The sequence below is a fragment of the Maritimibacter alkaliphilus HTCC2654 genome, assembly GCF_000152805.1.
In the GTDB taxonomy this organism is placed as follows: Bacteria; Pseudomonadota; Alphaproteobacteria; order Rhodobacterales; family Rhodobacteraceae; genus Maritimibacter; species Maritimibacter alkaliphilus.
This window is the reverse complement of record NZ_CH902578.1, coordinates 3,029,331-3,055,135: the sequence shown is the minus strand read 5'-3', so window position 1 is coordinate 3,055,135 and position 25,805 is coordinate 3,029,331. Positions and strand designations below refer to the sequence as shown.

At 65.1% G+C, this 25,805-nt stretch carries 26 protein-coding genes; 17 read left to right on the top strand and 9 right to left on the bottom strand.

The genetic code is table 11. From position 1 onward, the window contains the following. The first annotated feature begins 53 nt into the window (after positions 1-53). The 6 genes from RB2654_RS15945 (at position 54) to RB2654_RS15920 (ending at position 4,844) form a co-directional block, all read left to right on the top strand. A complete protein-coding gene (locus tag RB2654_RS15945; protein WP_008333729.1) occupies positions 54-515 on the top strand; it encodes a MarR family winged helix-turn-helix transcriptional regulator in 462 nt (153 codons plus the stop codon). Between the two features lie 50 nt (positions 516-565). Then, positions 566-1,741 (top strand): acetyl-CoA C-acyltransferase family protein, encoded by a 1,176-nt coding sequence (locus tag RB2654_RS15940; protein WP_040885769.1) that lies wholly within the window; start codon positions 566-568, stop codon positions 1,739-1,741. 119 nt (positions 1,742-1,860) lie between these two features. Continuing rightward, positions 1,861-2,592: a competence/damage-inducible protein A gene (locus RB2654_RS15935; protein ID WP_008333724.1), complete on the top strand. Its 732-nt coding sequence runs from the start codon at positions 1,861-1,863 to the stop codon at positions 2,590-2,592. Continuing rightward, complete coding sequence (locus RB2654_RS15930; protein WP_050771979.1) at positions 2,589-3,332, top strand: GNAT family N-acetyltransferase; 744 nt, start codon at positions 2,589-2,591, stop codon at positions 3,330-3,332. The genes RB2654_RS15935 and RB2654_RS15930 overlap by 4 nt, the downstream gene beginning before the upstream one ends. Position 3,333: 1 nt before the next feature. Then, on the top strand, positions 3,334-3,900 hold the full coding sequence (locus tag RB2654_RS15925) for a peroxidase-related enzyme (RefSeq protein WP_008333720.1): 567 nt from the start codon (positions 3,334-3,336) through the stop codon (positions 3,898-3,900). Further along, positions 3,897-4,844 carry an OmpA family protein gene (locus RB2654_RS15920; RefSeq protein ID WP_008333718.1) on the top strand — a complete coding sequence of 316 codons (948 nt, stop codon included), beginning with the start codon at positions 3,897-3,899 and terminating at the stop codon, positions 4,842-4,844. The genes RB2654_RS15925 and RB2654_RS15920 overlap by 4 nt, the downstream gene beginning before the upstream one ends. 3 nt (positions 4,845-4,847) lie before the next feature. On the opposite strand, the gene RB2654_RS15915 is transcribed toward RB2654_RS15920, so the two are convergent. Further along, positions 4,848-5,642 (bottom strand): SDR family NAD(P)-dependent oxidoreductase, encoded by a 795-nt coding sequence (locus RB2654_RS15915; RefSeq protein ID WP_008333716.1) that lies wholly within the window; start codon positions 5,640-5,642, stop codon positions 4,848-4,850. 152 nt (positions 5,643-5,794) lie between these two features. Here RB2654_RS15915 and RB2654_RS22520 point away from each other — a divergent pair, with 152 nt between their 5' ends. Then, positions 5,795-6,925 carry a GNAT family N-acetyltransferase gene (locus RB2654_RS22520; protein ID WP_008333715.1) on the top strand — a complete coding sequence of 377 codons (1,131 nt, stop codon included), beginning with the start codon at positions 5,795-5,797 and terminating at the stop codon, positions 6,923-6,925. On the opposite strand, the gene RB2654_RS15905 is transcribed toward RB2654_RS22520, so the two are convergent. The 3 genes from RB2654_RS15905 to RB2654_RS15895 all read right to left on the bottom strand — a co-directional run bounded on the left by RB2654_RS15905 (position 6,922) and on the right by RB2654_RS15895 (position 9,599). Further along, complete coding sequence (locus tag RB2654_RS15905) at positions 6,922-7,533, bottom strand: Crp/Fnr family transcriptional regulator (protein ID WP_008333712.1); 612 nt, start codon at positions 7,531-7,533, stop codon at positions 6,922-6,924. The genes RB2654_RS22520 and RB2654_RS15905 overlap by 4 nt on opposite strands. A gap of 158 nt (positions 7,534-7,691) precedes the next feature. After that, the gene (locus tag RB2654_RS15900) at positions 7,692-8,597 is read right to left on the bottom strand and encodes a LysR family transcriptional regulator (protein ID WP_008333711.1); all 906 of its coding nucleotides are present in this window, start codon (positions 8,595-8,597) and stop codon (positions 7,692-7,694) included. 180 nt (positions 8,598-8,777) lie between these two features. Next, positions 8,778-9,599 (bottom strand): class I SAM-dependent methyltransferase, encoded by an 822-nt coding sequence (locus RB2654_RS15895; RefSeq protein WP_008333710.1) that lies wholly within the window; start codon positions 9,597-9,599, stop codon positions 8,778-8,780. Positions 9,600-9,742: 143 nt separating this feature from the next. Between RB2654_RS15895 and lysA the strand changes: the two genes are divergently transcribed. Together lysA and RB2654_RS15885 are read left to right on the top strand one after the other, a co-directional pair. Further along, a complete protein-coding gene (gene lysA / locus RB2654_RS15890) occupies positions 9,743-11,008 on the top strand; it encodes a diaminopimelate decarboxylase (RefSeq protein ID WP_008333709.1) in 1,266 nt (421 codons plus the stop codon). 36 nt (positions 11,009-11,044) lie between these two features. After that, the gene (locus tag RB2654_RS15885; RefSeq protein WP_008333708.1) at positions 11,045-13,612 is read left to right on the top strand and encodes a TIGR02302 family protein; all 2,568 of its coding nucleotides are present in this window, start codon (positions 11,045-11,047) and stop codon (positions 13,610-13,612) included. Positions 13,613-13,705: 93 nt separating this feature from the next. On the opposite strand, the gene RB2654_RS15880 is transcribed toward RB2654_RS15885, so the two are convergent. Continuing rightward, the gene (locus RB2654_RS15880) at positions 13,706-14,152 is read right to left on the bottom strand and encodes a MarR family winged helix-turn-helix transcriptional regulator (protein WP_008333707.1); all 447 of its coding nucleotides are present in this window, start codon (positions 14,150-14,152) and stop codon (positions 13,706-13,708) included. Between the two features lie 150 nt (positions 14,153-14,302). Here RB2654_RS15880 and RB2654_RS15875 point away from each other — a divergent pair, with 150 nt between their 5' ends. Then, positions 14,303-16,222, top strand: a complete 1,920-nt coding sequence (locus tag RB2654_RS15875) for an FAD-dependent monooxygenase (protein WP_008333706.1) — start codon at positions 14,303-14,305, stop codon at positions 16,220-16,222. A gap of 68 nt (positions 16,223-16,290) precedes the next feature. On the opposite strand, the gene RB2654_RS15870 is transcribed toward RB2654_RS15875, so the two are convergent. After that, a complete protein-coding gene (locus RB2654_RS15870; protein WP_008333705.1) occupies positions 16,291-17,181 on the bottom strand; it encodes a zinc-ribbon domain-containing protein in 891 nt (296 codons plus the stop codon). Between the two features lie 113 nt (positions 17,182-17,294). Here RB2654_RS15870 and RB2654_RS15865 point away from each other — a divergent pair, with 113 nt between their 5' ends. Genes RB2654_RS15865 through RB2654_RS15850 form a run of 4 tightly spaced genes read left to right on the top strand, consistent with a single transcriptional unit; the run spans position 17,295 to position 20,206 of the window. Next, positions 17,295-17,969, top strand: a complete 675-nt coding sequence (locus RB2654_RS15865; RefSeq protein ID WP_008333703.1) for a cell division ATP-binding protein FtsE — start codon at positions 17,295-17,297, stop codon at positions 17,967-17,969. Beyond that, positions 17,966-18,871, top strand: a complete 906-nt coding sequence (locus tag RB2654_RS15860; RefSeq protein ID WP_008333701.1) for a cell division protein FtsX — start codon at positions 17,966-17,968, stop codon at positions 18,869-18,871. The genes RB2654_RS15865 and RB2654_RS15860 overlap by 4 nt, the downstream gene beginning before the upstream one ends. Then, positions 18,871-19,614, top strand: coding sequence for a lysophospholipid acyltransferase family protein (locus tag RB2654_RS15855; RefSeq protein ID WP_008333696.1), 744 nt, complete (start codon positions 18,871-18,873; stop codon positions 19,612-19,614). Before RB2654_RS15860 ends, RB2654_RS15855 begins: the two co-directional genes overlap by 1 nt. Further along, the gene (locus tag RB2654_RS15850) at positions 19,601-20,206 is read left to right on the top strand and encodes a pyridoxamine 5'-phosphate oxidase family protein (protein WP_008333695.1); all 606 of its coding nucleotides are present in this window, start codon (positions 19,601-19,603) and stop codon (positions 20,204-20,206) included. Before RB2654_RS15855 ends, RB2654_RS15850 begins: the two co-directional genes overlap by 14 nt. Positions 20,207-20,287: 81 nt before the next feature. Here the strand turns inward: RB2654_RS15850 and RB2654_RS15845 are convergent, their stop codons facing one another. Further along, entirely contained in the window at positions 20,288-21,253 is a 966-nt protein-coding gene (locus RB2654_RS15845; RefSeq protein ID WP_008333694.1) for an acetyl-CoA carboxylase carboxyltransferase subunit alpha, read from the bottom strand. Positions 21,254-21,372: 119 nt separating this feature from the next. Here RB2654_RS15845 and RB2654_RS15840 point away from each other — a divergent pair, with 119 nt between their 5' ends. The 3 genes from RB2654_RS15840 to RB2654_RS15830 are packed head-to-tail and all read left to right on the top strand — an operon-like array spanning position 21,373 to position 23,197. Further along, positions 21,373-22,209: an AraC family transcriptional regulator gene (locus tag RB2654_RS15840; RefSeq protein WP_008333693.1), complete on the top strand. Its 837-nt coding sequence runs from the start codon at positions 21,373-21,375 to the stop codon at positions 22,207-22,209. Further along, a complete protein-coding gene (locus RB2654_RS15835; RefSeq protein ID WP_008333692.1) occupies positions 22,206-22,595 on the top strand; it encodes a DUF1801 domain-containing protein in 390 nt (129 codons plus the stop codon). Before RB2654_RS15840 ends, RB2654_RS15835 begins: the two co-directional genes overlap by 4 nt. Continuing rightward, a complete protein-coding gene (locus RB2654_RS15830; RefSeq protein WP_040885103.1) occupies positions 22,592-23,197 on the top strand; it encodes a GyrI-like domain-containing protein in 606 nt (201 codons plus the stop codon). The genes RB2654_RS15835 and RB2654_RS15830 overlap by 4 nt, the downstream gene beginning before the upstream one ends. Here the strand turns inward: RB2654_RS15830 and RB2654_RS15825 are convergent. Both RB2654_RS15825 and RB2654_RS15820 read right to left on the bottom strand, forming a co-directional pair. After that, positions 23,194-24,453: a glycosyltransferase gene (locus RB2654_RS15825; protein ID WP_008333689.1), complete on the bottom strand. Its 1,260-nt coding sequence runs from the start codon at positions 24,451-24,453 to the stop codon at positions 23,194-23,196. The two genes, RB2654_RS15830 and RB2654_RS15825, sit on opposite strands and share 4 nt — an antisense overlap. A 29-nt stretch (positions 24,454-24,482) precedes the next feature. Continuing rightward, positions 24,483-25,442 carry an L-malyl-CoA/beta-methylmalyl-CoA lyase gene (locus RB2654_RS15820; RefSeq protein ID WP_008333688.1) on the bottom strand — a complete coding sequence of 320 codons (960 nt, stop codon included), beginning with the start codon at positions 25,440-25,442 and terminating at the stop codon, positions 24,483-24,485. Positions 25,443-25,805: the final 363 nt, after the last annotated feature.

The window sequence follows — 25,805 nt, the reverse complement described above, 5'->3', positions numbered from 1 at the left end:
TGCGAGCCTTGCGCCCTAGCGATCCTTCACGTCATATGTCCGCCAAAAGGGGGATGCCCGTGACGAAATTCGACCTCGAAACCTTTCTGCCGTACCAGTTGAACGAACTGTCGCGGGCCGTCAGCGCCGGGTTTTCCTACCATTATCGCGAACGCTACGGGATCACGGTTGCCGAATGGCGCGTCGTCGCGCATCTCAGCCAGGAAGACGCCGTTTCGGTGCGCGAGATCACGCGCCGGGTCGGAATGGACAAACCCAAGGTCAGCCGGGCGGCCACGCGGCTCGAGGCGGGCGGATACGTCAAGAAGGTTGTGAACGAAACCGACAGACGTCTCGTCCAGCTTACCCTGACCGACAAGGGGCGCGAAATGATCGAGACGCTCGCCCCGATCGCGCAGGGCTACGACGCCGAACTACGTGACGTTCTGGGTGACAAGTACGACGCCTTCCGCGATGCGGTGGTCCTGTTGACCACCCGGACGCGGGAAAGAGATCCGGCTGACGGAACGTTCTGATGGACTATTTGCATATTTTGTAGATGGTCGGCGTATACACGGAGGACTTCATGACTGACATCGTAATTCTCGGCGGCGCACGCACCGCCATCGGCACCTTTGGCGGATCGCTGGCCGGGACGCCCCCCATCACACTCGGCGCGACGGCGGCGAAAGAGGCGCTCGCCCGCGCCGGCGTCGAGGGCGGCCAGATCGGGCACGTCGCTTTCGGCAACGTCATCAACACCGAACCCCGCGATATGTATCTGTCCCGCGTTGCGGCGATGGAGGCGGGCGTGCCCGACACCACCCCCGCCATGAACGTGAACCGCCTGTGCGGGTCCGGCGCGCAGGCCATCGTCTCGGTGACCCAGAACCTGATGCTGGGCGACGCCGACTTCGGCCTTGCGGGTGGTGCGGAATGCATGAGCCGTTCGCCCTACATCCTGCCGCAGGCCCGCTGGGGTCAGAAAATGGGCGACGCAGGCGCGCAGGACATGATGCTGGGCGCGCTGAACTGCCCGTTCGGCACCGGCCACATGGGCGTCACCGCCGAAAACGTGGCGGGCGAATGCGGGATCAGCCGTGAGGATCAGGACGCCTTCGCGCTGGAAAGCCAAACCCGCGCGGCCAAAGCCATCGAGGCGGGCTACTTCAAGGACCAGATCGTTCCGGTCGAGGTGAAGGTGAAGCGCGACACCGTTGCCTTCGATACCGACGAGCACCCGAAACAGACATCCGCCGAAGCTCTCGCCGGACTGCGCCCTGCGTTCAAGAAGGACGGCAGCGTCACCGCAGGCAACGCGAGCGGCATCAACGACGGGGCAGCGGCCATCGTGCTCGCCCGCGCCGAGGCAGCCGAAAAGGCGGGCCTGACGCCGAAGTTCCGCATTCTGGGCTACGCCCATGCGGGCGTGCGGCCCGAGGTCATGGGCATTGGCCCGATCCCGGCGGTGCAGAACCTCATGCAGCGCACGGGCCTTTCGGTCGGCGATTTCGACGTAATCGAGTCGAACGAAGCGTTCGCGGCGCAGGCACTGGCCGTGTCGAACGAGTTGAAATTCGACCCAGCCAAGGTGAACCCGAACGGCGGCGCCATCGCACTGGGCCACCCGGTCGGCGCCACCGGCGCGATCATCACGGTCAAGACGATGTACGAGCTTGAGCGCACCGGCGGCAAGATCGGCCTCATCACCATGTGCATCGGCGGCGGTCAGGGCATCGCCATCGCCATCGAACGGCTTTGATCCATCTGGCCGGGCGGCCCGCCCCGCCCGGCCAACCTTCGCCCATCCCCGGTCAACTCGGCCTTTTGGCCCCCGGCAAAAGCGACTAGATTCGCGCCACGCCATACCGGGAGCGAGACATGACAAACCCCACCGCCGCGATGCTCGTCATCGGAGACGAGATCCTTTCGGGCCGCACCCGCGACATCAACATGCATGTCCTAGCGCAGGCGCTGACGCAGCACGGGATCGATCTGAAAGAGGCGCGCGTGGTCTCCGACGACCGCGACGCCATCGTGAACGCGGTGAAGTCCCTGTCCGAGGCCTACGATCAGGTGTTCACATCGGGCGGGATCGGCCCGACCCATGACGACATCACCGCGGACTGCGTGGCCGAAGCCTTTGGTGTCCATATCGACATTCGCGATGACGCGCGCGCGCTGCTCACAGCGTTCTTCGAGCGCCGTGGGGTCGAGGCGACCGAAGGACGGATGCGTATGGCGCGGATACCCGACGGCGCGACGCTGATCGAAAATCCCGTGTCCGTCGCCCCCGGCTTCACCATCGAAAACGTGCACGTCATGGCCGGTGTGCCCAGCGTGTTCGAAGCGATGGTCGCCTCGGTTCTGCCGACCATAAAGGGGGGCGCACCGCTTCTAAGCCAGACCCTTCGGATCGAACTGCCCGAGGGCGAGATCGCCGGCCCTCTGCGCGGGCTGGCCGAAGCGCATCCGACTCTTTCCATCGGCTCCTACCCGTTCCAGCACAACGGCGCTTTCGGCTCGAACATCGTGATCCGGGGCCATGACGGGTCCGAGGTCGATGCGGCCATGGTCAAGCTGGCCGAACTTTTTCCGGGAAACCTCGCGTGAGCCACGTCCCCCTCCCCGACAGCCGAACCCTTGTCGAAGCTGTCTTGGCCACTTGGCCGCCCGCCTCGATCCATCGCGAAGGGGCTTGGACCATCCGCGAAGGCAAGGGGGGCGGAAGCCGCGTGTCGTCGGCCACCGAGGACTGGCCCGTCACCGAAGCCGACCTGCCGACGGCCGAAGCGGCCATGCGGGCGCTCGGCCAGACGCCGCAATTCATGGTGCGCGACGGTGAGGGGGCGCTCGACAACCTGCTCGCCGCGCATGGTTACGAGGTGAAGGACCCCACGAACCTCTGGGCTGCCGATGCGCGGCGACTGGCCGGTGACGGCGCGTTCAAGATGGGCATGTGCTATGCCATGTGGCCGCCGCTCAACCTGATCCGCGACATCTGGCAGGATGGCGGCATCGGGCCGGAACGTCAGGCGGTGATGGAACGTGCGGGCGACCCGAAAGCCGGGGTGCTGATGCGGTCGGGCGACTATCCGGGCGGGGCGGCGTTCGTGGCGATCCGCGACAACCTCGCCCTGATCCACGCGCTTCACGTCCTCCCCGACGAGCGGCGCAAAGGCGTGGCCCGGCAGATCGTCAAACGCTGCGCCGTCTGGGCGCTGGATCACGGGGCCGACGTGATCGGTCTTGCCGTGACGCAGGGCAATACCGCGGCGAACCCGCTTTATGCCGCACTTGGCATGACGTTGCGCGGGCAATATCACTACCGGATCAAATCGGAGGAGGCCTGACATGAGCGAACCCTTGGGTGCATTGAACCTGCCGCCCGTCGATCCGCTGCCGGAGGCGACGCAGAAATACTTCGACATCTGCATGGAAAAGCTCGGCATGGTGCCGAACGTCCTGCGCGCCTACTCTTTCGACATCACCAAGCTCAACGCCTTCACGGCGATGTATAATGACCTGATGCTGGGCGACTCCGGCCTGTCCAAACTGGAACGCGAGATGATCGCGGTCGTGGTGTCGAGCGTGAACAAATGTTTCTATTGCCTCGTCGCCCACGGTGCCGCCGTGCGCCAGCTGTCGGGCGACCCCAAGCTGGGCGAGGCGATGGTGATGAACTTCCGCGCTGCCCATCTGGACGCACGGCAGGACGCGATGCTGCATTTCGCCGAAAAACTGACCGAGACACCGGCGAAGATCGAGGAAAGCGACCGTCAGGCGCTGCGCGACGTGGGTTTCTCGGATCGCGACATCTTCGACATCGCGTCGACCGTCGGGTTCTACAATATGTCGAACCGGGTCGCCGCCGCGACGGACATGCAACCCAACGACGAGTATCACGCGCAGGCCCGATGATCCGTCCCGCCCCCTTCGCTCTTGCGTGCCTCTGGCTCGCCTCCCCGGTCGCGGCCGAAGTGCTGCTGCCGTCCGGCGCCGCGCTCAGGTTCGAGGAGCGCGAGACGGGCGGAACCTATGATCTGCCGATCGGCGCCCACAATGGCGACGTCATGCCGACCATCCGCACCGAGGGCGCGGTTCTGACCCGGGCCTACCGGATCGGCGGCACCGGGCAATCCAGCTATCAGATCATGTTGGGTTTTCGTCATCAGTTGATCGACGACGGCTACGACATCCTGTTCGAATGCGATGAGGATAGCTGCGGAGGCTACGACTTCCGTTTCGACACCGATGTCGTCCACGAACCCGAAATGCATGTCGACCTTGGCGACTTCATGTTCCTGTCGGCCCACGTCCCCGGCGACAGCGGCATGTTCGCGTCGGTATTGGTCAGCCGATCCGCAAGCGCCGGATACATTCAGGTGATCGAGGTCGGACCTCGTGGTGAATTGCCTGACCCCACCGTCACCTCGTCCAAAGCCGAAACGCCCGAAACCCAGACCGCCGTGCCGCAGGAGGCGCTTGGCGACGTGGGTCAGGCGATGGAAAGCGTCGGGCGCTACGTTCTGACCGATCTCAGGTTCGAAACCGGATCATCGGCTCTGGGTGACGGCACGTATGACAGCCTCACCGACCTCGCCGCCTATCTGAAAAGCCACCCGACCCGGCGCGTGGCCCTTGTCGGGCATACCGATGCCGAAGGCCCGCTCTCGGCGAATATCGCGATCTCGAAACGTCGCGCGACGTCGGTGCTCGAGCGGCTCGTCACCGCGCACGGTGTGCCGTCGAGCCAGTTGGAAGCCGAAGGGATCGGCTATCTCTCCCCCCTCGCCTCGAACCAGTCGGACGAGGGGCGCACCTTCAATCGCCGCGTCGAGGCGATCCTCGTCACGACCGACTAGGCGTCACTTCACCATTTTCGCCATCTGCTTCTGGATGAACCCGATGGCCCAAGCCGGGGCGAGCCGCACGAGACGGAACAGCATCTTGGCATCGGACCCGACGAGAATGTGGAGCTTGCCCGCCTCCATCCCGTCGAGGATGATCTGGGCCGCATCGGGGGCCGACGTCATGCGCGCACTCGACGCATCGGCACCGCCGCGCATCTCGATGCCCGAATTCTCGGCGATATGCGTGTTCACGGCGCCCGGCATGACGCAGGACACGTCGACCTTCGTGTCCATCAGTTCGGCATAGATGCCTTCGGTCAGCAGCTTCACGCCCGCCTTGGTCGCTGAATACATGGTCTGCCCCGGAAAGGGGATGAACCCGCCCATCGAGGCCACGTTGACCAGATGCGCCTCGGGCCGCGCCAAGAGCGACGGCAGGAACGCCTTGGTCACATTGATCGGACCAACGAGGTTCACGTTCACCATCCGGTCGATCACCGCCATGTCGAGATCCGCGAAATCCACGAAAGGCTGGATGACGCCCGCGTTGTTGATAAGGCCATCCACCGCGCCATGGGCCGCTTCGACGGCAGCGGGCAGCGCCATGACCGCCTCCCGATCCGCGATATTGCCCTCGTGCAGCGAAAGCCGATCCCCGGCGTTCGCCTTGGCCGCCGTCTCGTCGAGCCCCTCCATCCGCAGGTCTACGGCGGCCACCCGTGCGCCGCGCTTGAGAAGTGCGAGCACCAGCTCCTGACCGATGCCGCTTCCGCCGCCCGTGACGACGATCACCTTACCTTCGAGTTTCATCTTGGCCCCCTTATCTGGTCACTTATGTCCACTTAATAGCGCGCGCATTTTCGGGTCAATTGCCATGTTATCGCCGGATTGTTCCGTAAATTGACTTTCGATCACTTCGAACCACTGGCCTCCCAGACTGTTATCGAGACCTGACCGAACATATGCTGACTGCCGACGACATGACCCCTTCGGGCACACTGGGACGCGAGGAGTCCGAAACGCTGGACGCACTTCAGCCGATACGCACGGTCGATCTCGATGAAGTTTCGGCCGCCACATGGGATGCGGTCGTGCCCGAGGATCGGCGCACGCCGATGAACCTGCGCGTCTGGTCGGACATTTCGCTCAAGTCCTACGGGGTGCGCGACAAGTCCAAGATCATCCTTGTCGGCGATGCGGAGCGGCCCGAGGCACTCATCCCCCTGATGCGGCGGCGCGACGCGATCGGCTGGTATAGCCTGCTGGGTAACGAAGGCGGCGGGGTCGAAATTCCGCGCCGTTCGGAAGCGGCTATTCCCGCGATTGCCCGTGCCCTCATCGGTTTCGGGGCCCCGATCACGCTTGGCGACTATCCGGCGCATTCGCCCCTCATCCCCGCCCTTCGGGACGAGGCCCGTGGCCGCGCACTGGTGCTGACACGCCCGCTGCCGGGGCTGGCAAAGCCGTGGCTGAACCTCGACACGACGTGGACGGACCCGTCGCAGCACCTGAAGAAAAAGACCGCGCAATCCATCCGCCGGCGCGAACGACGGCTGACGGAGCTTGGAAAGCTAGAAACGGCGTTTCTGACACCGTCCGTGTCGGACGTCGACGCCCTGCTCGACACCGCACTCGCGATCGAGGCAAGCGGGTGGAAATCCCGCGCCGGGGTCGCGCTTGCGACCGACCCGCAGCAGGAAAGCTTCTTCCGCTTCTACTGCCGCACGCTGGCCGAACATGGGCGGCTGCATCTGACCTTTCTCGATCTCGACGGCAAATCCATCGCCATGAGCATCGGCGAGCTCTATGGCGGCACCTACTGGGCACACAAGACCGCCTATGACGAAGACTACCGCAAGTATGCGCCCGGTATCCTGAAACAGTTCTATCTGTTGCGGGAGTTGGCCGGGAAGGGTGTGTCGAGGATCGACTTTCAGGGGCGGCTCGACGACTTCAAACGCACTTGGACGGATCAGGGGGTCGAAGCGACCAAGGTTCGGATCTACTCCTTCACCCCGCGCGGGGCGCTCGCTCTCGCTTGCGATGCGGGGCGACAGGCCGGTAGCATGTGGACCGCGCGACGCCCGACCTAGGCAGACCGCGTCGCCTCGACATTCTGTTGAAGACGCTCGGCCACCATGCGCGTCAGGAACAGCCCGAAACCCGGATCGAGCACGGTGAGTTCGATCACCTTTTCCTTCGACAACCGATAAACCGTGCAGTCGGTCAGGCAGGTCGCGGTCGCGGTGCGGCTTTGGGTATCGAGGAACAGAGCGATCTCGCCGAAAACGGTTCCCTCGCCGATCTCGACCCCCACTTCGTCGAACCGAACGCGACCTTCCGCCAGATACCTGAGCGACCGGCCCGGATCGCCCTTGCGGAAGATCACGTCGCCCGCGCCATAGGTCTGCATCTGCATCAGCGGCAGGATCTTGCGAATGTCAGGCGCTCCGGTGGCGGCATCGCGCACACGCCGCACGACCGCCATATGTTGCAGAATACGCCAGGCATTGAGGGGCAAGAGGCAAAGGTGAAGGACGAGGATCGGAACAAGCCCCGCGCCCAAGGCATAGACGATGAAGGCGACATTCGATGCGATGGCCATCAATCTGAGCGGCAGGATCGCCTTCATGAAAAAGGCAACGAACACCAGGGACGAGGCGACATAAGACGCGATGTCGATCCAGGGTAATTCGCTCATACTTAACAGTTTAACCTTACCCGAGACGTCGCGCAAAAGACATTCGCACCCGAAGGGTCGTCGCCTTCAAAAAAGAACGAGCACCAGAGGACTGCCATCCTTCTGGTGCTCAGGTTGCCCTTATGTCAGGCTGGGAAAGTCTGGACCGACCGTCCGTATTACCAGTTGTCGGGGCCCTTGTCGTTGAATGCCGCGACAAGGAAGTCGATGAAGGCACGGACCTTGGGCTGGGTGAAACGGCCCGGCGGGTAGACCGCGTAAATGCCCTGCACATCCATCGGAAGCTCGGGGATCGCGTCCTCGACCAGCCCCTGCTCCAGCGCGTCGGCGTAGAGGAAGGAGGGCAGGTAAGCGATGCCGAGACCGGCGATTGCGGCGTTGAGAAGCGATTGACCGTCGTTGACCGAAAGCCACCCGGCGGTGCGCACCTGACGCACTTCGCCCGAGGGGGCCGGCACTTTCCACACGTTGCCCGAGGATTGCGAGCTGTAGTGCAGAAGCTTGTGTTCGTTCAGGTCGTCGATGCGCATCGGGCGACCGTATTTCTGGAAGTAGTTCGGGCTGCCGACCATGCGCCGGGTCGTGTCCGCGATCTTGCGGGCGCGCAGGCTGCTGTCTTCCATCTCGCCCACGCGGATGGCCATGTCGAAGCCCTCCGAGATCAGCTCGACGTAGCGGTTGTTCAGAACCATGTTCACGTTTACGTCCGGGAAGTCCTGAAGGAACTGGCCCAGAACCGGCGACAGGTGGTTCACGCCGAAGTCGGTGTTCACCGAGATGCGCAGAAGGCCCGAGGGCGCGCTTTGCATCGAGGTCACCAGTGCGTCGGCCTCCCCCGCGTCGTTCAGAACGCGGCGGGCGCGATCATAGTAGGCCAGACCGATTTCGGTCGGCGAGACGCGGCGCGTGGTGCGATTGAGAAGGCGGGCACCGAGGCGCGCCTCCAGCGAGGATACGTGCTTGGAGACGGCAGACTTGGAAATCCCCATTTTCTTCGCCGCGTCCGTGAAGCCGCCTTGGTCCACGACAGTGGCGAAGGCCTCCATTTCGGTCAGTCGGTCCATAATTGATCTTTCTACAGTCATCGCCCCAACAAGAAATTGTATCGCCGCCAAATCGGGCAAGACTGTGATGCGTTCCGGACAAAAGGTTGGTTTTCTCGGGAATTGGGTTTGGCGTGGAAACGAGACCGGGTTTTCCGTTCGCTCACCGCGGATAATCACTTATCCACAGGCGGGATTGCCCTAAATCGCGCGCGCCGAGGTGACGACAGCCGGTATGGGAACGTTCCAACGGGGGCCATCGCCATGATTGGCGCGGACGCGGGCGACGACCGCTGCGCGAATGGCGCGGGCCTGTGCGTCGGGCTGCGGGCGCAGAAGCGCCCCGCCCCGCGCCGTGCCTTCGAGGAAAAAGTCATAGGGCGCGCCGGGATCGGTGACGTCCCAGCGTGCCGGGACCGTTTCGCAGCTGAACGCCGTGAAACCGGCGGCGTCCAATGCGGGATAGGCCGTGTCGGGGTCGGCGTAATCGTTCGCCCCCGGCCCCGGTGGCAGAACGATGGACGGGTCGCCATGCGTGGCGATGGCGTCGAAGACATAGCCCAGCGCCGTGTCGACCTCGGGCCCGCACCAGACGGAAAAGGCGATCCTGCCGCCGGGTTTGAGAACGCGCCGCGCCTCGTGCAGGGCGGCGGGTGGGTCGGGCAGATGCGGCATTCCGAAACCGATGGTCACCGCATCGAAGTCCGCGCCTGCGAATGGGAGGGTCATGGCGTCGCCCTCGACGAAGCGTGCATCCGGGACATTGGCCCGCGCGAGGTCCAGCATGGCGGCCGAGAAATCCAGCCCGGTCACATCCGCGCCCGTTGCGACAAGCCCCGCCGCGACGTTGCCGTGGCCGCAGCAAAGGTCGAGCACGGTCCGCCCCGGTCCAGTGTCCACCGCCGCCACCAGATGCGGCACCACCATGTCCGAGGCTTTGGCAAAGGCATTGGCATAAGACTGCGCGACATCTGCATCGGCCCATTCCCGGCGCTCGAGGTCTGCGAATTCGCGCGTGTCCATGGCTTGGCCCTTCCGATGTGTCCGGCTGCCAAGCCCATGAAAGCACCGGCCCGGTCGATTCTCCAAAGGAAACCGCCTTCGATCCTCATTGATCGCGGGTTTCGCGCGGTGTAGGGCGTTCGGGCATTTCTCAGGGGGCCGGAATGGACCACTTCATCTACAAGGACGGCGTTCTGCACGCCGAGGACGTGTCGATCACCGATATCGCCCGCAGTGTCGGCACGCCCTTCTACGTCTATTCCGCCGCGACCCTGCGCCGCCATTATCAGGTGTTCGACGAGGCGCTAGCGGGCATGGATCACCTGATCTGCTATGCGATGAAGGCCAACTCCAACCTCGCCGTCGTCAAGCTGATGGGCGATCTGGGGGCCGGTGCCGACGTGGTGTCGGGCGGTGAGTATCGCCGCGCGCTGGCCGCCGGCATTCCGGGCGACCGGATCGTGTTTTCCGGCGTCGGCAAGACGCGCGACGAGATGCGCCTCGCTCTGGAAAACGGCATCCGCCAGTTCAACGTGGAAAGCGAGCCGGAGCTTCTGGCGCTGAACGAGGTCGCCATGTCGATGGACACGGTGGCCCCGGTGACCATCCGTGTGAACCCGGATGTCGACGCCAAGACCCACGCCAAGATCGCGACCGGCAAGTCCGAGAACAAGTTCGGCATTCCCATAGCGCGGGCGCGCGAGGTCTATGCCGAGATTCGCGGCCTCCCCGGTGTGAAAGCCGTGGGGATCGACGTCCACATCGGATCACAGCTGACCGATCTGGCGCCTTTCCGCGCAGCCTACGAGAAGGTCGCGGACCTCACTCACGGATTGCGTGAGGACGGGCACGAGATCATTCGGCTGGACCTCGGCGGCGGGCTCGGCATTCCCTACGAGACCTCCAATCAGGCCCCGCCCCTGCCGCTTGAATACGGGCAGGTGATCCGCGAGACGGTGGGCGATCTGGGCTGCGAGATCGAGATCGAACCGGGGCGGCTGATCGCGGGCAACGCGGGCCTCATGGTCAGTTCGGTGATCTATCTGAAGCATGGCGAAGGCCGTGATTTCCTTATTCTCGACAGTGCGATGAACGACCTCGTGCGCCCGTCGATGTATGACGCGCACCACGACATCGTGCCGGTGATCGAGGCCGCGCCGGGTGTCGAACAGGCTCCGCACGACATCGTCGGCCCGGTCTGCGAAACGGGCGACACCTTCGCCAAGCAGCGCAATCTGCCGCCCTTGGGCGCGGGCGATCTGGTCGCCTTCCGTTCGGCGGGCGCGTACGGCGCGGTGATGGCGTCGGAGTATAACTCGCGCCCCCTCATCCCCGAGGTGCTGGTGGACGGGGATCACTTTGCGGTCATACGCGCGCGTCCCACCTATGAAGAGATGCTGGCCCGCGATACGATACCTGAGTGGCTCTGACCTAAATTCGGGGCCGCGAGACAGCGAAAGGCCCCGATGGAGCGTTACGACAATCTCCCCGAAGCCGCCGCCGCGCGCGTGAAACGCCCGCTCCGCCTGACATGGGCGGGGCTGTTCGTCGAACGGCTGACACGCGCGTTCTGGCCCCTTGCCACAGTCTTGTTCCTCGCCCTCGCATGGGCGTTGTCCGGCCTTGCCGCTATCGCGCCGCTGCTGGTCACGCAGGTCGTCGCGGGGCTTGTGGTGATCGCGGGGATCGCAACGCTGGTTCTGGGCTTCGCCCGATACCGGGCCCCCACCAAGATCGACGCGATGGCGCGTCTCGACGCCTCTCTCCCCGGCGCGCCCATCGCGGCGCTGGCCGATGCACAGGCCGTCGGGGCAACCGACCTCGGCTCGCGCGCCGTGTGGGAGGCGCATCTTGCGCGCATGGCGACCAAGCTGGACGCCGCCAAGGGTCAGGCACCCCGGGCCGACCTCGCCCCGCGCGATCCCTATGCCATCCGCCTCATCGCGCTCACCGCCCTCGCGGTCGCGCTGCTCTTCGGCGTGCGCGCCGCGGGTCCGGGGCTGACCGCCATGATCCCCGGCGCGGGTGGCGATCAGGTCGCACAGGCAAGCTGGGAGGGCTGGGTCGAACCGCCGTCCTACACCGGGAAACCCACGCTTTACCTTGGCGATCAGGCCCCCGGCACGCTTCAAGTGCCCGAAGGCTCGCGCGTCACCCTGCGCCTTTACGGCAAGGTCGACGAAATCGAGATCACCGAGACATGGTCGGAGGAACCGCCGACCGAGCCGGTGCCGACGCGCCTGTTCACCATCGACACCGACGGCACACTCACCATTGGCGATGACGAATGGCAGGTGAGCGCGATCGACGACGCGGACCCGGCCATCGAGGTGTCGGGCGAGTTGTCCCGCACCCTCGCGGGCGAGATGCGTCAGGGCTTCCGCGCGACCGACGATTACGGTGTGGCCACCGGCACGGCGCAGGTCACCATCGACATGCCGAGCGTCGACCGCACCTTCGGCCTAGCCGCAGAACCCGAACCGCGCGAGCCGATCCTGGTCGATCTGCCGATGCCCTTCCGCGGCGACCGCTCGGAAGTCGAGGAGCTTCTGGTCGAAAACTTCGCGCAGCACCCCTGGGCGGAACTGCCGGTTTCGGTGACGTTCACCGCGACCGACGCGGCGGGCCAGACCGGGACCAGCACCCCGTTCGACATCGTGTTGCCGGGCCGCCGGTTTCTGAACCCCATCGCTCAGGCCGTGATCGAGATGCGCCGTGACATCCTTTGGACCACGGACAACGCTGCGGCGTCGGCCCGCATCCTGCGCGCGATTTCGAACCGCCCGGAGGATTTCTTCCCCAAGGCCGAGCAGGCCGAGATGCTGCGCGCCTCGCTGGGTCCGTTGGAAGAAGAAGACCTGAACCCGTCGGTGCGGGACGAGGTGGCTCAGGCACTTTGGGATCTCGCCATCGAACTGGAGGAAGGCGCTCTGAACGACGCGCTCGAACGGCTGCGCCGGGCGCAGGAACGGTTGCAGGAAGCCATGCGGCAGGGCGCGACCCCGGACGAGTTGTCGGAACTGATGGACGAGTTGCGCGAGGCGATGCGCGACTACATGGAGCAGTTGGCGCAGAACGCGCAGCCGCCCGAGAACCAGCTGGATCAGCCCGATCAGGGCGACAACACGATGGAGACGACCCAGCAGGATTTGCAGGAGATGATGGACCGCATCGAGGAACTGATGCGTGAGGGCCGGACCGAGGAAGCGGCGCAGATGCTCCAGATGCTCCAGCAGATGATGGAAAACATGCAGATGACCCAACAGCAGGGTCAGGGCCAGCAGTCGCCGGGACAACAGGCGATGCGCGGCTTGCAGGAGACCCTGCGCAACCAGCGCGACCTGTCCGACGAGACGTTTCAGGAGCAGGAAGGACAGCAGGGCCAACAGGGCCAGCAGCAGGGGCAACAGCAAGGACAGCAGGGCCAGGAAGGTCAGAACGGCGACCAGATGGGGCAGAACCAGCCCGGTGAGGGGCAGCCGGGACAGGGCCAGCAGGGCACGCAGGAAGGTCAGAGCGACCTTCAGGGCAGCCTGTCGCAGCGCCAGCGGCAGTTGGAGCGCGAACTGGAACGCCAGCGCAACAACCTGCCCGGTGCCGGCACGGAAGAGGGCGAAGCGGCACGCGACGCGCTGGACCGCGCGGGCCGCGCGATGGACGAAGCCGCCGAGGCGCTGGAACGGGGCGACACCTCGGGTGCGCTCGACCGTCAGGCGGATGCGATGGAGGAAATGCGCGAAGGGATGCGCAACCTCGAAGACGCGATGCGGCGCGAGGCCGAGCAACAGCAGGAAGGCCAGCAGGGCGGCGAGCAAAGCGCGAACCGCGGTGGGCCGCAGGGCAACGAGCGTGACCCGCTGGGTCGCGAGGCGGGCGAGCGCGGGGCGCTGTCGTCGGACAGCCCGCTCGCCGATGGCGAAGACGTCTATCGCCGGGCCGAGGAACTGATGGAAGAGTTGCGTCGCCGGTCGGGTGAAACAGAGCGCCCGCAGGTCGAACGCGACTACATCGAACGACTGCTGGACCTGTTCTGAGTTTCGGATCGCGCCCTGGCGCGACCCGACCAAGGCGAGGGGCCAGCCCCCCGCACCCCCCGAGGTATTTTCGGACCAGAGAAGAGGGACGCGTCAGTCGCCGGATTGCGCGGCGTTTTCGGCAGTAGCGACCGCCTGATGCGCCAGGGCCAGAAAGGTGGCGCGCTGATCCTCGGTTAGGCCCGGCAGAATGTCGGCCTGAAGCGCGCGCACGAGCGGCAGGATGTCGGCGAAGAGCGTTTCGCCCGCAAGCGTCAGGCGCACTTCGCGGGCGCGGCGGTCGCGTTTGGAGATCGTGCGTTCGACCAGCCCTTTCTGGACGAGGCGGTCGATGACGCCGCCGATGGTGGCGCGGTCATAGGCGATTTTCGCGGCGACCGTGGCCTGATCGATCCCCGGTTCCTCGCGGATCGCGTCCATCGCGGCGAACTGCACCGAGGTGAGGTCGTACCCCGCCGCTTGCATCCCCTTGGTGAAGACCTGCGTCGAGACCTGATTGAGGCGTCGAATCAGGTGCCCGGCCATGCCTTGTGCTTCCATCCCCGGCCCTCCTCGCCCGAAACCATCGCAAAGACAGTAGCTTGGCCGATATGATATGTATACTTATTTTTCCTTGACGGAAAATGATAAGTATAGATATTAATTTGCCAGACGGTCGGTGCGACCCGCGCCGCGAGAGGAGGATGGACCATGCAGTATTACGAAGACGGCTTTCGCGGCGGTGACCCGGACCTGAAAAAGGCGGCGCCCGGACGGCGCGACCGCGCGCCCTTCGCCCCCCTGCCCGACAAGGTCGACGTGCTGATCGCAGGCTCCGGCCCCGCGGGCACCTGCCTGTTCGCGCAGCTTTCGCAGTTTCCCGAGATCGACACCATGCTGGTCGAGCGCAAACCCGGCCCGATCGAGAAGGGTCAGGCGGACGGCATCAACACCCGGACAATGGAGATGTTTCAGGCCTTCGGCTTCGGCGAGAAGGTCAAGCGCGAGAGCTATTGGGTGAACCAGACGAATTTCTGGGTGCCTGACACCGCGAACCCCGGCCATATCAAGCGGATCGGGCGGGTGCAGGACGTGGCCGACGATTCCTCCGAAATGCCGCACACGCTCATCAATCAGGCGCGGGTGCACGAGTTGTTCCTCGACGTCGCGCGCAAGTCGGCGGCCCGAAACGTGCCTGATTATTCCTGGCAGGTGAAGGACCTGACCATCGACACCACGACCGAGGATCATCCGGTGACCGTGATCCTTGAGAACACCGGGATCAACGCGGGCGAAACCCATGTGGTGCGGGCGAACTACGTCGTCGGCTGCGACGGGGCGCGGTCGTCGGTGCGCACCGCCATCGGCGGCAAACTGGAAGGGGACGCGGCGCATCAGGCCTGGGGCGTGATGGATATTCTCGCCAATACCGATTTCCCGGACGTGCGCCAGAAGTGCCTGATCGCGTCGAAATCCGAAGGCAACGTCCTGATCCTGCCGCGCGAAGGCGGCTACCTGTTCCGCATGTATGTCGAACTCGACAAGCTGAACCCCGACGAAAGGGTGTCGGCGCGCAACCTGACGCAGGATCATATGATCGCGGCGGCCCAGCGCATCCTCACCCCCTACACGCTCGACGTGAAAGAGGTGGTGTGGTGGTCGGTTTACGAGATCGGGCACCGGATTTCCGAGACCTTCGACGACGTGCCGCCCGAGGACCGTGCCACGCGCAATCCGCGCGTCTTCACGGCGGGCGATGCCTGCCATACCCACAGCCCGAAGGCGGGTCAGGGCATGAACGTGTCGATGCAGGATACGTTCAATCTGGGCTGGAAGCTGGCGCATGTGCTGACGGGGCGGTCCGATCCGAGCCTGTTGCACACCTACCGCGCCGAGCGGCTGACCGAGGCCAAGCGGCTGGTCGAGACCGACCACAAATGGGCGCGCATCATGTCGGCGCCTCCAGGGGAGAGCGAATTGGACGGCACCGACATGCCGCGCATCCAGAAGCATTTCATCGAGAACCTCGAGTTCACCGGGGGGCTCGCCGTCAAGTACGACCCGTCGCGGGTGACGGGCGCGGCGACCCATCAGGCGCTGGCCACGGGGGAGGAGATCGGGCGCAGGTTCCACTCGGCCCTTGTCGTGCGGGTGTCGGATGCGATGCAGATGCAGTTGGGCCATGCCGCCGAGGCGGACGGGCGCTGGCGCATCTATGCCTTCGGCGGCAAGGAGGACACGTCGGAGCCGGGTTCGGCGCTGCACAAGCTGGCCGACTGGCTGGAGAGCGACCCGGCCTCGCCAATTGTGCGCCACACCCGCAAGGACGAGGGTATCGACGCCGTCATCGACCTGCGCGCGATCTTTCAGACCACGTTCGACAAGATGGCGTATGAGAAGATGCCGTCGCTGTTGAAACCGATCAAGGGCCCGCTTGGCTTGCAGGATTACGAAAAGGTCTTCTGCCTCGACCACAAGGGGTTGGGCGACATCTACGAGATGCGTGGCATCGACCGCGACAAGGGCTGCATGATTGTCGTCCGCCCGGACCAGTATGTCGCCCATGTGCTGCCGCTGGATGGCTACGACGAATTGTCGGCATTTTTCGCGGACATCCTGCTCCCCGTTTGACATGAGCGAACCGAGAAACGACGAAGGGTGCCCAAAAGGCACCCTTTTTCTTGTTCAGGTGGTGACGATCAGCCCTCGCCCGCCGCATCCTCGAGCTTGTCGACGACACCCTGCATCAGCCCTTCGATCCAGCCGAACAGGCGGTTCACGAGATCGACATAGGCGACCATGGTGTCCGTGAGTCCGGGGAAAAGCTCCACGATCCTGGGCGCGAAGACGTAAAGCCCAAAAGCGATGGCGACCAGCAGGACCACAATCGAAAATCCACGGCTGAACCCCCCGCGCGGTTCGCGGCCCTTGTCCTTGTCGGCAGCCGGTCGCGGCGTTCGCTTCGGTTTCGGCTTGGCACTGTCCGGTGTATCGAGGGTCGAGTTGATCTCGTCGATATCGGGGAACATGTCCCGACGCGCCTGCGGGCCGGGGGGAGGCGGTGGCGCGACCTCGGGCTCAAGCGTCTCGCCCTCTTCGATGCCGCGCATCCGGGCCATCCGTTCACGGGCGATGCGGCGACGTTCCTCTTCCGGGTCGCCGTAATCCTCGATACCCAGTTCGCCCTGCGTCTCGACCGTCCCGCCCTCATGGGCGCGCGCGGCCATTTCGCGCTGCGCCTCTTCGGCGAGAATGTCCCGGACCCCGTCGTCGAGCTCGCGCCGAGGCCGGGCCGGAGCGGGTGTTTCCGGCTCGTCACCCCAGTCGTCTTCGTCCGGGGCGGTCTGGCTGTCGTGGGTGTTTTCGGGCGCGGCCAGTGCGGCGTCGGGGTCGTGATCCGGCGCACGCTCCTGCCAGTTCGCGCTGCGCTGGAACCATGCGTGACCGCAATTCGAGCATTGAACGTCGCGTCCACCCTCGGGGATCACGCGATCGTCGACCTCGTACTGCGCACCGCAATTCGGGCATACCAGCCGCATATGACCTGTAACCTCGCCCTGTCCTTCGTATTCCCCGGTCGCCCGGTCCACCCGTTTGCGCCACTATGCGAAGCAAAGCCCGGAAAATCAAACCTTTGCAATCCCGAGATTGAAACAATTCACACCGTGGGGCAAAACGGTTCCGAAGAAAGAGAGGCGGGGCGGTGATCGAATTCGAGGAAGTCTCCTACGGCTACAGCGGGGGCGGGCCGCTTCTGTCCGACGTGTCGCTCAAGCTGGCGCCGGGGTCGTTCCACTTCCTGACCGGACCATCGGGCGCGGGCAAAACCACGCTGATGAAGCTGTGCTACGGGGCGCTTGTGCCGACGCAGGGCCGCGCGGCGCTCTTCGGCCATGACGTGCGCACGATGACACGCGACGACGTGGCCGAGGCCCGGCGGAGGATCGGCGTCGTGCATCAGGACGTTCAGTTCCTCGACCACATGACGGTGATCGAGAACGTGGCCCTGCCCCTGATGGTGTCGGGTCGCGATACCGAGCTTCAGGACCTGTCGGACCTGATGGGCTGGGTCGGGCTTCAGGATCAGATGGAGGCGCTGCCGCCCGAGTTGTCGGGGGGCGAACGCCAGCGCGCGGCCCTCGCCCGCGCCGTCATCATGTCGCCCGAGGTCATTCTGGCGGACGAACCCACGGGCAACGTGGACTGGGAGATGTCGCTGCGCCTGTTGCGCCTGCTCATTGAACTGAACCGGATGGGCAAGACCGTGATGATCGCGACCCATGACATGAACCTCATCCGGCAAGCGAAAGCACAGGTTCAGGCGCGGGTGCTGCGGATTTCCGACCGGCGGCTGCAATTGGCGGGGGCGGACCTGTGATCTCGCGTTTCGCCAGCTTCCTGACGCTTCTCACGGGCGATGCGCAGGCCGACCGGGTGGTGCCGCCGACCGGCTTCACGGCGCGCCTGACCCTGTTCGCGTCCGGTGCCATGGCCTTTCTCGCCGTATTCGCGCTGGCCCTGTCGCTCGCCACCGGGCGTCTGGCCGAGCAATGGGGCGATGCGCTGGCCCAATCGTCGACCATCCGCGTGTCGGCGCCCGAGGGTCAGGTGGACCAGCAGGTGATCGCCGTCATGGACGTGCTTCGCACGACACCGGGCATCGCGGATGCGCGTGTTCTCACCGACGAGGAACAGCGCGCGCTGCTCGAACCGTGGTTCGGCCCGGACCTTCCGCTCGACACGCTGCCGATCCCCCGGCTGATCGAAGTGATCGAAGAAGGCGACGGCTACGACGCCGAGGGGCTGCGCCAACGCCTTGCCGGTGAAGCGCCGGGGGCCGTGCTCGACGATCACACCCGCTGGCGCGACCCGCTGGTGCGCGCGGCCAAACGCCTGCGCGGGCTGGGCGCGATCTCGATCCTGCTCATCACGCTGACGACGGCGGCAATGATTACGCTTGCCGCCAACGCGGCACTGGCGGCCAACGCACAGGTGATCCACGTCCTTCGGCTCGTCGGGGCGCGCGACAGCTACATCGCGGGGGCCTTCGTGCGCCGGTTCACCCTGCGTGCGCTGATCGGGGCGAGCGTCGGCATGATCGTCGGCATGATCGCCATCCTGCTCTTGCCGTCCGCCGACATCGGGGGCCAGTTCCTGACCGGTCTCGGCTTCCAGGGCTGGCATTGGGCCCTGCCCTTCGCTATTCCGCTGCTCGCGGCCATCGTGGCCTTTGCCGCCACGCGCGCCGCCGCCAACAGCACGCTGCGGGAGTTGACCTGATGCAGGCCATCCAGTTCATCCGCTCGATCCTCTTCGCCGGGCTGATGTATGGCGCGATGGGGGTGATGGGGGTCATCTACTTTTTCCTCACGCTCATCGACCGCGACTACGCCTATACGGCCGTAAGCCACTACACCGCTGTGGTCCGGTTCCTCGCGCGATGGGTCATCGGGCTGAAATCCGAAATCCGCGGCGAGGTGCCGACGGACGAGGTTCTGATCTGCTCGAAACACCAAAGCTTTTTCGACATCATCCTGATCGTGTCGGCCGTGCCGCGCCCGAAGTTCATCATGAAGAAGCAGTTGGTCTACGCCCCCGTGCTCGGCTACTTCGCCAAGGCCATCGGCTGCATCCCCGTGGATCGCGGCAAACGTGGTGCAGCGGTGAAGCAGATGATGGCCGATGTCGCCAGCGGCGCGTCCCGCCCCGGTCAGCTCATCATCTTTCCGCAAGGCACCCGCGTCGCGGCGGGGGCGAAGAAGCCCTACAAGATCGGCTCCGGCGTTATCTACACCGAAAGCGGACAACGCTGCATTCCGGCGGCGACGAACGTGGGCGTGTTCTGGAAAAAGAACGGGATCACCAAATACCCGGGCACGGCAGTGCTCGAATTTCTGCCCGCGATCGAACCGGGGCTGCCGATCGAGACGTTTCAGGCGGTGCTGGAGGAGACGGTCGAAAAGAACTCCGACCGGCTGATGCGCGAGGCGGGGTTCGACCCGGACAGCTATGAAGGTGATTGAAACCATCGCGGCGCTCGAGGCGCTCTATCCCGCGAAGCCCTCCGAACCCGCGACGATCAAGGTCACCGACCGGCTCACGCCCAGCTACCGCGCATGGATTGCCGCGTCGCGGTTCTGCATCGTCTCGACGGTCGGGCCGGAAGGCACCGATGCCAGCCCGCGCGGCGAGGATGGGCCGGTGGCGCTGGAACTGGATGCGCGCACGCTCGCCATCCCCGACTGGAAGGGTAACAACCGGCTCGACACGCTCCGCAACATCGTGCGCGACGGGCGGGTGTCGCTCATGTTCATGGTGCCGGGGTCGATGAACGTGATGCGCGTGAACGGCACGGCGGTGCTGACGGACGACCCGGCACTGACCGGGCGGTTCGAGCACAACGGGCGCAATCCCAAGTCGGTGATCGTGGTGACGATTCGCGAGGTCTATTCCCAATGCGCACGCGCCGTTCTGCGGGCGGGGCTGTGGGACCGGAACGATGCCGAGGGCCTGCCGAGCGTGGGCGACATGCTGCGCGACGTGACCGGCGGCGCGTTCGACGGGGCGACCTATGACCTTGAATGGGGTGAGCGCGCGAAGGACACGCTGTGGTGACACGCTCTTCGCGCGCCTGACAGCGGCTCATCGCGGGCAGGCATGGGCGAAGACGGGCCAGCGGCTCGGATGAGCCTGGCGTCAGGCCGCCAGACCCTGCGACCCCATCTTGAGGTACTTCTCACGCCGCGAGGTCTTGAGCTCGCCCGGCTTTTTCTTGCCCAGCGCCTTCAGCTCCGCCTCGATGGCATGGCCCACAGCGGCGATGGTCTGACCCACACCGCGATGCGCACCGCCCACCGGCTCGGAAATGATCCGGTCGATCACACCGAGGTTCTTGAGGTCCTGGGCGGTCAGGCGCAGCGCCTCGGCGGCCTCGCGCATCTTCTCGGCGTCTTTCCACAGGATCGACGCGCAGCCCTCGGGCGAAATGACCGAATAGACCGAGTGTTCCAGCATCATCACCGTGTTGCCTGTGGCAAAGGCCACGGCCCCGCCGGAACCGCCCTCGCCGATGATGACCGACACCAGCGGCACGTTCAGCGACAGGCATTTTTCGGTCGAGCGTGCAATCGCCTCGGACTGCCCGCGTTCTTCGGCGCCCTTGCCCGGATAGGCACCGGGCGTGTCGACGAGCGACACCACCGGCAGGCCGAAACGGTCGGCAAGATCCATGAGCCGGATCGCCTTGCGGTACCCTTCGGGCCGGGCCATCCCGAAGTTACGCTCGATCCGCGACTTGGTGTCGTGGCCCTTTTCGTGCCCGATCACCATCACCGGAATGTCGCCCATCCGCGCCAGACCGCCCATGACGGCGTGGTCGTCGGCAAAGTTCCGGTCGCCGGCCAGCGGCGTGTATTCGGTGAACAGCGCGTCGATGTAGTCCTTGCAGTGGGGCCGCTCCGGGTGGCGCGCGACCTGACATTTCCGCCAGGGCGAGAGGTTCTTGTAGAGGTCCACGAGCATCTGCTCGGCCTTCTTGTCGAGCGCCTCGGCCTCGCCCTTCACATCCATCTCTTCGTTGGCCCGCGCCATCGCGCGCAACTCTTCGGCTTTCCCCTCGATTTCCGCGAGCGGTTTTTCGAAGTCGAGATAGTTCTTGGTCATACGCGCGCCTCGCCGGACAGTTTGGGCCGATATAAGGTTTCACGGGGGCGAATTGCAACTCGGCAAGATTTGTGACCTCGCCCGATGGCAGAAAGACGGGGCAAGGGAGATCGACCGGAATGGCGAACGATTACGAGAAACGACTGCTCCGGGTTCTGGATTACGTCTACGACAATCTCGACGGCGACCTGTCGCTCGATACGCTCGCGGATGTGGCCGCGCTGTCGCGTTTCCATTTCCACCGGGTCTTCACCGCCGTCACCGGGGAACCCGTGGCCCATTTCATCCGCCGTGTACGCCTGCACCGCGCCGGGCTGGAACTGTTGTCGTCGGATGCCCCGGTGGCGGAAGTGGCGGCGAAGATGGGTTACGACAACGCGCGCAGCTTTTCGCGCAGTTTCCGCGACGCATTCGGGCGCACCCCGTCCGAGTTTCGCGCGCATGCCCAGCCGGTCCCTCCCCTGCGACTTGGCACATCGGGAGAGACGCAGATGTATGACGTAAAGATCGAAGATCAGCCGGCTCGCAGGCTTGGCGTGATCGACCACCGTGGCCCCTATATCCAGATCGGCGAAGCCTTCGAAAAGGCCGGATCGACGGTCATGGCGCGCGGCCTTGGCCCGCATCTTGGCGCAATGCTCGGCATCTATTTCGACGACCCGGAAAACGGGGCCGCCGAAGATCTGAGATCCGCCGCCGGGTTCGAGATGGACGAGGCCGCCGAGATCACACCGCCGCTCAGGGAAGTCCGGCTGGAGGGCGGCAAGCACGCCATCCTGACCCATACCGGGCCCTACACGGGTCTCGCGCAGGCCTATAAATACCTGTTCGGCGAGTGGCTCGCGACTGCGGGTGAAATGCCGCGCGAGGCGCCTCCGTTCGAGCTATACGTCAACACCCCCATGAACACGGCCCCGGACGATCTGGTGACGCTCATCGGCGTGCCGCTCCTATGACACCGATGCCCGACGACGTGCGGGCCGCGTTCGATGCGGCCCCGGCGGGCGCGAGGCGGGGCATTCTGCATCTGCGCGGTCTGATCTTCGCGGTGGCCGAAACCACCAGCGCCGGCCCCGTGACCGAGGCGCTGCGGTGGGGTCAGCCCGCCTATCTCGCCCCGCATGGCTCGACCCTGCGGCTCGGCACCCCCGCGACCGGCGGCTTCGCGCTTTATGCGCATTGCCGCACCTCGCTGATTTCGGATTTTCGCGCCATGACCGGCGGGCGGTTCGAAACCGAGGGTAACCGGGCCGTCCTGTTCGCGCAGGACGCCGACATCGACAACGACGCGCTCGCCCCGCTCATCGCGCGGGCACTCACATGGCACAGGAGGGCGGCATGACCGCGAAACTCGAAATCCGCAAGTCGGACAAAGCCTATTACGGCGGCAAGCCCGGTGTTTGGCAAAGGCTGACCCTGCCGCCCATTCCCTACCTCGCGATCACCGGCAAGGGCGCGCCCGAAGGCCCGGCCTATGCCGAAGCCATGTCCGCGCTCTATCCGCTGGCCTATGCCATGAAATTCGCCGCCAAGGCCGAAGGGCGCGATTTCACCATTCCACCGCTGTCGACCCAGTGGTGGGCCGCGGACCCGACCGCTTTCGTGCAAGGTCGGCGGGATGAATGGGAATGGCAGGCCATGATACGGATGCCGGACTTCATCGACGCGACCTTTCTCGACGCCGCCCGCAAGTCTGCGAAACCCGGCCCGCGCCGTAACGAGGTCCGGCTCGAGATCATCGATGAGGGCGATTGCTTTCAGATGCTCCACATCGGCCCCTACGCCGACGAGGCCCCGAAGCTTGCGGAACTGCACGACGAACTGATGCCGGAAGCTGGCGTCACCTTCGCCGGGCCGCATCACGAGGTCTACCTGTCGAACCCGGGGCGCACCGCGCCGGAGAAGCTCAAGACCATCCTGCGCCAGCCGGTGAAACCGGCCTAGGCGGCCTCGATCACCTCGACCGCACGTTTCAGACCGTCCTCCTGCCGCACCGCCGCGCCAAGCGCCTCGGCGGCCTGCGCCATGGCAGGGTCGCCTGTCACGCGGCGCAGGGCCTCGGCCAGATTGTCCGCCGTCAGTGATTTTTGCGCGATGGGGTCGGGTGCGACGCCGTGTTGGGCCATGATCTTGCCCCAGAACGGCTGATCCCCGAAGAACGGGACGACAACCTGAGGTTTGCCCGCCCGGATCGCTGCCGCCGTCGTGCCCGCGCCGCCGTGGTGCACGATCGCCGCCATGCGGGGAAACAGCCAGTCGTGCGGCGCACCTTCGATCTTGTGAATGGTGTCCGGCAGGTCCGCCGGTTTCAGCCCGCCCCAGCCAGTCGCGATGATCCCACGCATTCCGGTCCGGGTCAGCGCCTCGATCACCGCCTTTGCCAGCCGCCCGGGCGAGCGGCCCGCCATCGACCCGAACCCGACGTAGACCGGCGGCGGCCCGGCCTCCAGAAATGCGGCGAGTTCGTCGGGCGGTGTCCAGTCGCCGTGGTCCGTGAACCAGTAGCCCGTCATCACCGCCTCGTCCGGCCAGTCGCGCGGGGCTGGCAGAACCGACGGGCTGACCGCGTTCAACACCGGCAGCATCCGCCCCCGACTGTCGCGCAACAGATCGAAACGCCGCTGCTTCGGCAATCCGCGCTCGGCCCGCATCTCGCGCACGTGCCGCCCGGCGGAAAACGCCATGGTCCGGTTGACGAAGCGATAGGAGAACCGGTTCCACCACTGCCAGCCGGTATCGGGAAAGCCGACGTTCGGCCGCTCGCCCGTCGGCACCATCATCGGCACCAGCATCGCAAGGACCGCTGGGATGCCGCGCTTTTCCGCGATGTGAGGCCCGGCGTAGGTCTTGGGATGGAAAACGATCAGGTCCGGGTCCACCGCCTCGGCCGCCGCCCAGCTGTCGCCGATCAGTTCGGCTTGGGCCGGTCCGACCGTGCGGGTCAGCATCACCGTCCATTTCAGCGACTGGAGCACGCCTTGGGTCGATTCCATCATGTCGCGCCCGGCTTCGGTATCCAGAAGGTTCAGCATGGCGTCGGACATCGGGGCGAATCCCAGTCCGGCCTCGCGCACGAACGTCTCGAACCTACGCGCGGTGCCAAGCGTGACCTCGTGCCCGCGTGCGACGAGTGCCCGCCCGAGCGCCACAAAGGGCTGGACGTCACCGCGCGAGCCGTAAGTGAGGATCAGGATCCGCATGTGAGCACCCTATCGCGGGTGCCTGCATGTTACGACCCGGCAATCAGCTCCGACTGTTTGACGATCACTTCGGCCTGCTTGATCGAAGCGATATCGACAAGGCGCCCTTTGTAGACGGTCGCCCCGGCGCCGGTGCGCTTGGCCTCTTCCATCGCGGCGAGGATTTCGCGCGCTTCCGCCACCGCCGCCTCGGACGGGGTGAAAACCTTGTTCGCCAACGCGATCTGCTTGGGGTGGATCGCCCATTTGCCGACCATGCCGAGGGTCGCGGACCGCAGGGCCTGCGCGATGTAACCGTCGTCATCCGAGAAGTCGCCGAACGGTCCATCGACCGGCAAAAGCCCGTGCGTCCGGCAGGCCGCGACAATGGCCGCCTGTGCCCAATGCCACGGATCGGACCAGTGCTTCTGGCCCTCATGCAGCATGTAGTAGTTCTCTTGCGTGCCGCCGATCCCGGTCGTGGCCATACCCATCGAGGCGGCGAAATCCGCTGCCCCCAGCGACATCGCGACGAGGCGGGGGGAGGCCGCAGCGATTTCTTCCACATGGGCGATGCCGGCGGCGCTTTCGATGATGACCTCGAAGTCGATGGGCTTTTCGCGACCCTTCGCACGTTCGATTGCCGTGACGAGCGCATCGACCGCGTAGATGTCGCCCGCGCAGCCCACCTTGGGGATCATGATCTGGTCAAGACGGTCGCCCGCCTGTTCCAGCACATCGACCACGTCGCGGTACCAATACGGGGTGTCGAGCCCGTTGATCCGCACCGACAGGGTTTTCTTGCCCCAGTCCACCGTGTTGATCGCCTCGATCACATTGGCGCGCGCGGTGTCCTTGTCGGACGGCGACACCGAATCCTCGAGGTCGAGGTTGATGACATCCGCGTCCGACGCGGCCATTTTCGCAAACAGCTTGGTGTTCGAGCCGGGGCCGAAGAGCTGACAGCGGTTCGGGCGGGCGGGAGCGGCGGGTTGGATACGGAAGGACATGAGGCCTCGCAACGTCGTTTCGTTTTTGTCGCCTTTCCGGTTAGATTATTGCGCGGCGGCCTTCAACCATGTTTTTCGCACCCGCAGCATTTTCGAACCATCCGAAGTTCGGTCTTGGGCAGTTTTCGCTCGGTCAGGCAGAGGCAGGCGGGAACTGGGAACCAATTGAGTGCCAAAGACCACAGAATCGAACTTGGGCGTTTCATTGCCATTGTGCGTCCCTTTGACGATTGATCGGGCGATCCGCGGGATATTCTGCGCAAGATTTGCGCCATATCCATGTTTTCTCCCAATCACGAGACGACTGACGCAAGAATCGGGAGCATTTCGCAGACGCAGCATGCAAATCTGGGATCAAACGCG

Excerpts from the sequence above, each read along its gene's own strand:
- RB2654_RS15880 (WP_008333707.1), bottom strand. The coding sequence starts at position 14,152 with ATGGAAGCACAAGGCATGGCCGGGCACCTGATTCGACGCCTCAATCAG.
- RB2654_RS15840 (WP_008333693.1), top strand. The coding sequence starts at position 21,373 with ATGGCGAACGATTACGAGAAACGACTGCTCCGGGTTCTGGATTACGTC.
- RB2654_RS15920 (WP_008333718.1), top strand. The coding sequence starts at position 3,897 with ATGATCCGTCCCGCCCCCTTCGCTCTTGCGTGCCTCTGGCTCGCCTCC.
- RB2654_RS15845 (WP_008333694.1), bottom strand. The coding sequence starts at position 21,253 with ATGACCAAGAACTATCTCGACTTCGAAAAACCGCTCGCGGAAATCGAG.
- RB2654_RS15940 (WP_040885769.1), top strand. The coding sequence starts at position 566 with ATGACTGACATCGTAATTCTCGGCGGCGCACGCACCGCCATCGGCACC.
- RB2654_RS15875 (WP_008333706.1), top strand. The coding sequence starts at position 14,303 with ATGCAGTATTACGAAGACGGCTTTCGCGGCGGTGACCCGGACCTGAAA.
- RB2654_RS15830 (WP_040885103.1), top strand. The coding sequence starts at position 22,592 with ATGACCGCGAAACTCGAAATCCGCAAGTCGGACAAAGCCTATTACGGC.
- RB2654_RS15855 (WP_008333696.1), top strand. The coding sequence starts at position 18,871 with ATGCAGGCCATCCAGTTCATCCGCTCGATCCTCTTCGCCGGGCTGATG.
- RB2654_RS15900 (WP_008333711.1), bottom strand. The coding sequence starts at position 8,597 with ATGGACCGACTGACCGAAATGGAGGCCTTCGCCACTGTCGTGGACCAA.
- RB2654_RS15835 (WP_008333692.1), top strand. The coding sequence starts at position 22,206 with ATGACACCGATGCCCGACGACGTGCGGGCCGCGTTCGATGCGGCCCCG.
- RB2654_RS15915 (WP_008333716.1), bottom strand. The coding sequence starts at position 5,642 with ATGAAACTCGAAGGTAAGGTGATCGTCGTCACGGGCGGCGGAAGCGGC.
- RB2654_RS15895 (WP_008333710.1), bottom strand. The coding sequence starts at position 9,599 with ATGGACACGCGCGAATTCGCAGACCTCGAGCGCCGGGAATGGGCCGAT.
- RB2654_RS22520 (WP_008333715.1), top strand. The coding sequence starts at position 5,795 with ATGCTGACTGCCGACGACATGACCCCTTCGGGCACACTGGGACGCGAG.
- lysA (WP_008333709.1), top strand. The coding sequence starts at position 9,743 with ATGGACCACTTCATCTACAAGGACGGCGTTCTGCACGCCGAGGACGTG.
- RB2654_RS15820 (WP_008333688.1), bottom strand. The coding sequence starts at position 25,442 with ATGTCCTTCCGTATCCAACCCGCCGCTCCCGCCCGCCCGAACCGCTGT.
- RB2654_RS15935 (WP_008333724.1), top strand. The coding sequence starts at position 1,861 with ATGACAAACCCCACCGCCGCGATGCTCGTCATCGGAGACGAGATCCTT.
- RB2654_RS15925 (WP_008333720.1), top strand. The coding sequence starts at position 3,334 with ATGAGCGAACCCTTGGGTGCATTGAACCTGCCGCCCGTCGATCCGCTG.
- RB2654_RS15945 (WP_008333729.1), top strand. The coding sequence starts at position 54 with ATGCCCGTGACGAAATTCGACCTCGAAACCTTTCTGCCGTACCAGTTG.
- RB2654_RS15905 (WP_008333712.1), bottom strand. The coding sequence starts at position 7,533 with ATGAGCGAATTACCCTGGATCGACATCGCGTCTTATGTCGCCTCGTCC.
- RB2654_RS15885 (WP_008333708.1), top strand. The coding sequence starts at position 11,045 with ATGGAGCGTTACGACAATCTCCCCGAAGCCGCCGCCGCGCGCGTGAAA.
- RB2654_RS15850 (WP_008333695.1), top strand. The coding sequence starts at position 19,601 with ATGAAGGTGATTGAAACCATCGCGGCGCTCGAGGCGCTCTATCCCGCG.
- RB2654_RS15825 (WP_008333689.1), bottom strand. The coding sequence starts at position 24,453 with ATGCGGATCCTGATCCTCACTTACGGCTCGCGCGGTGACGTCCAGCCC.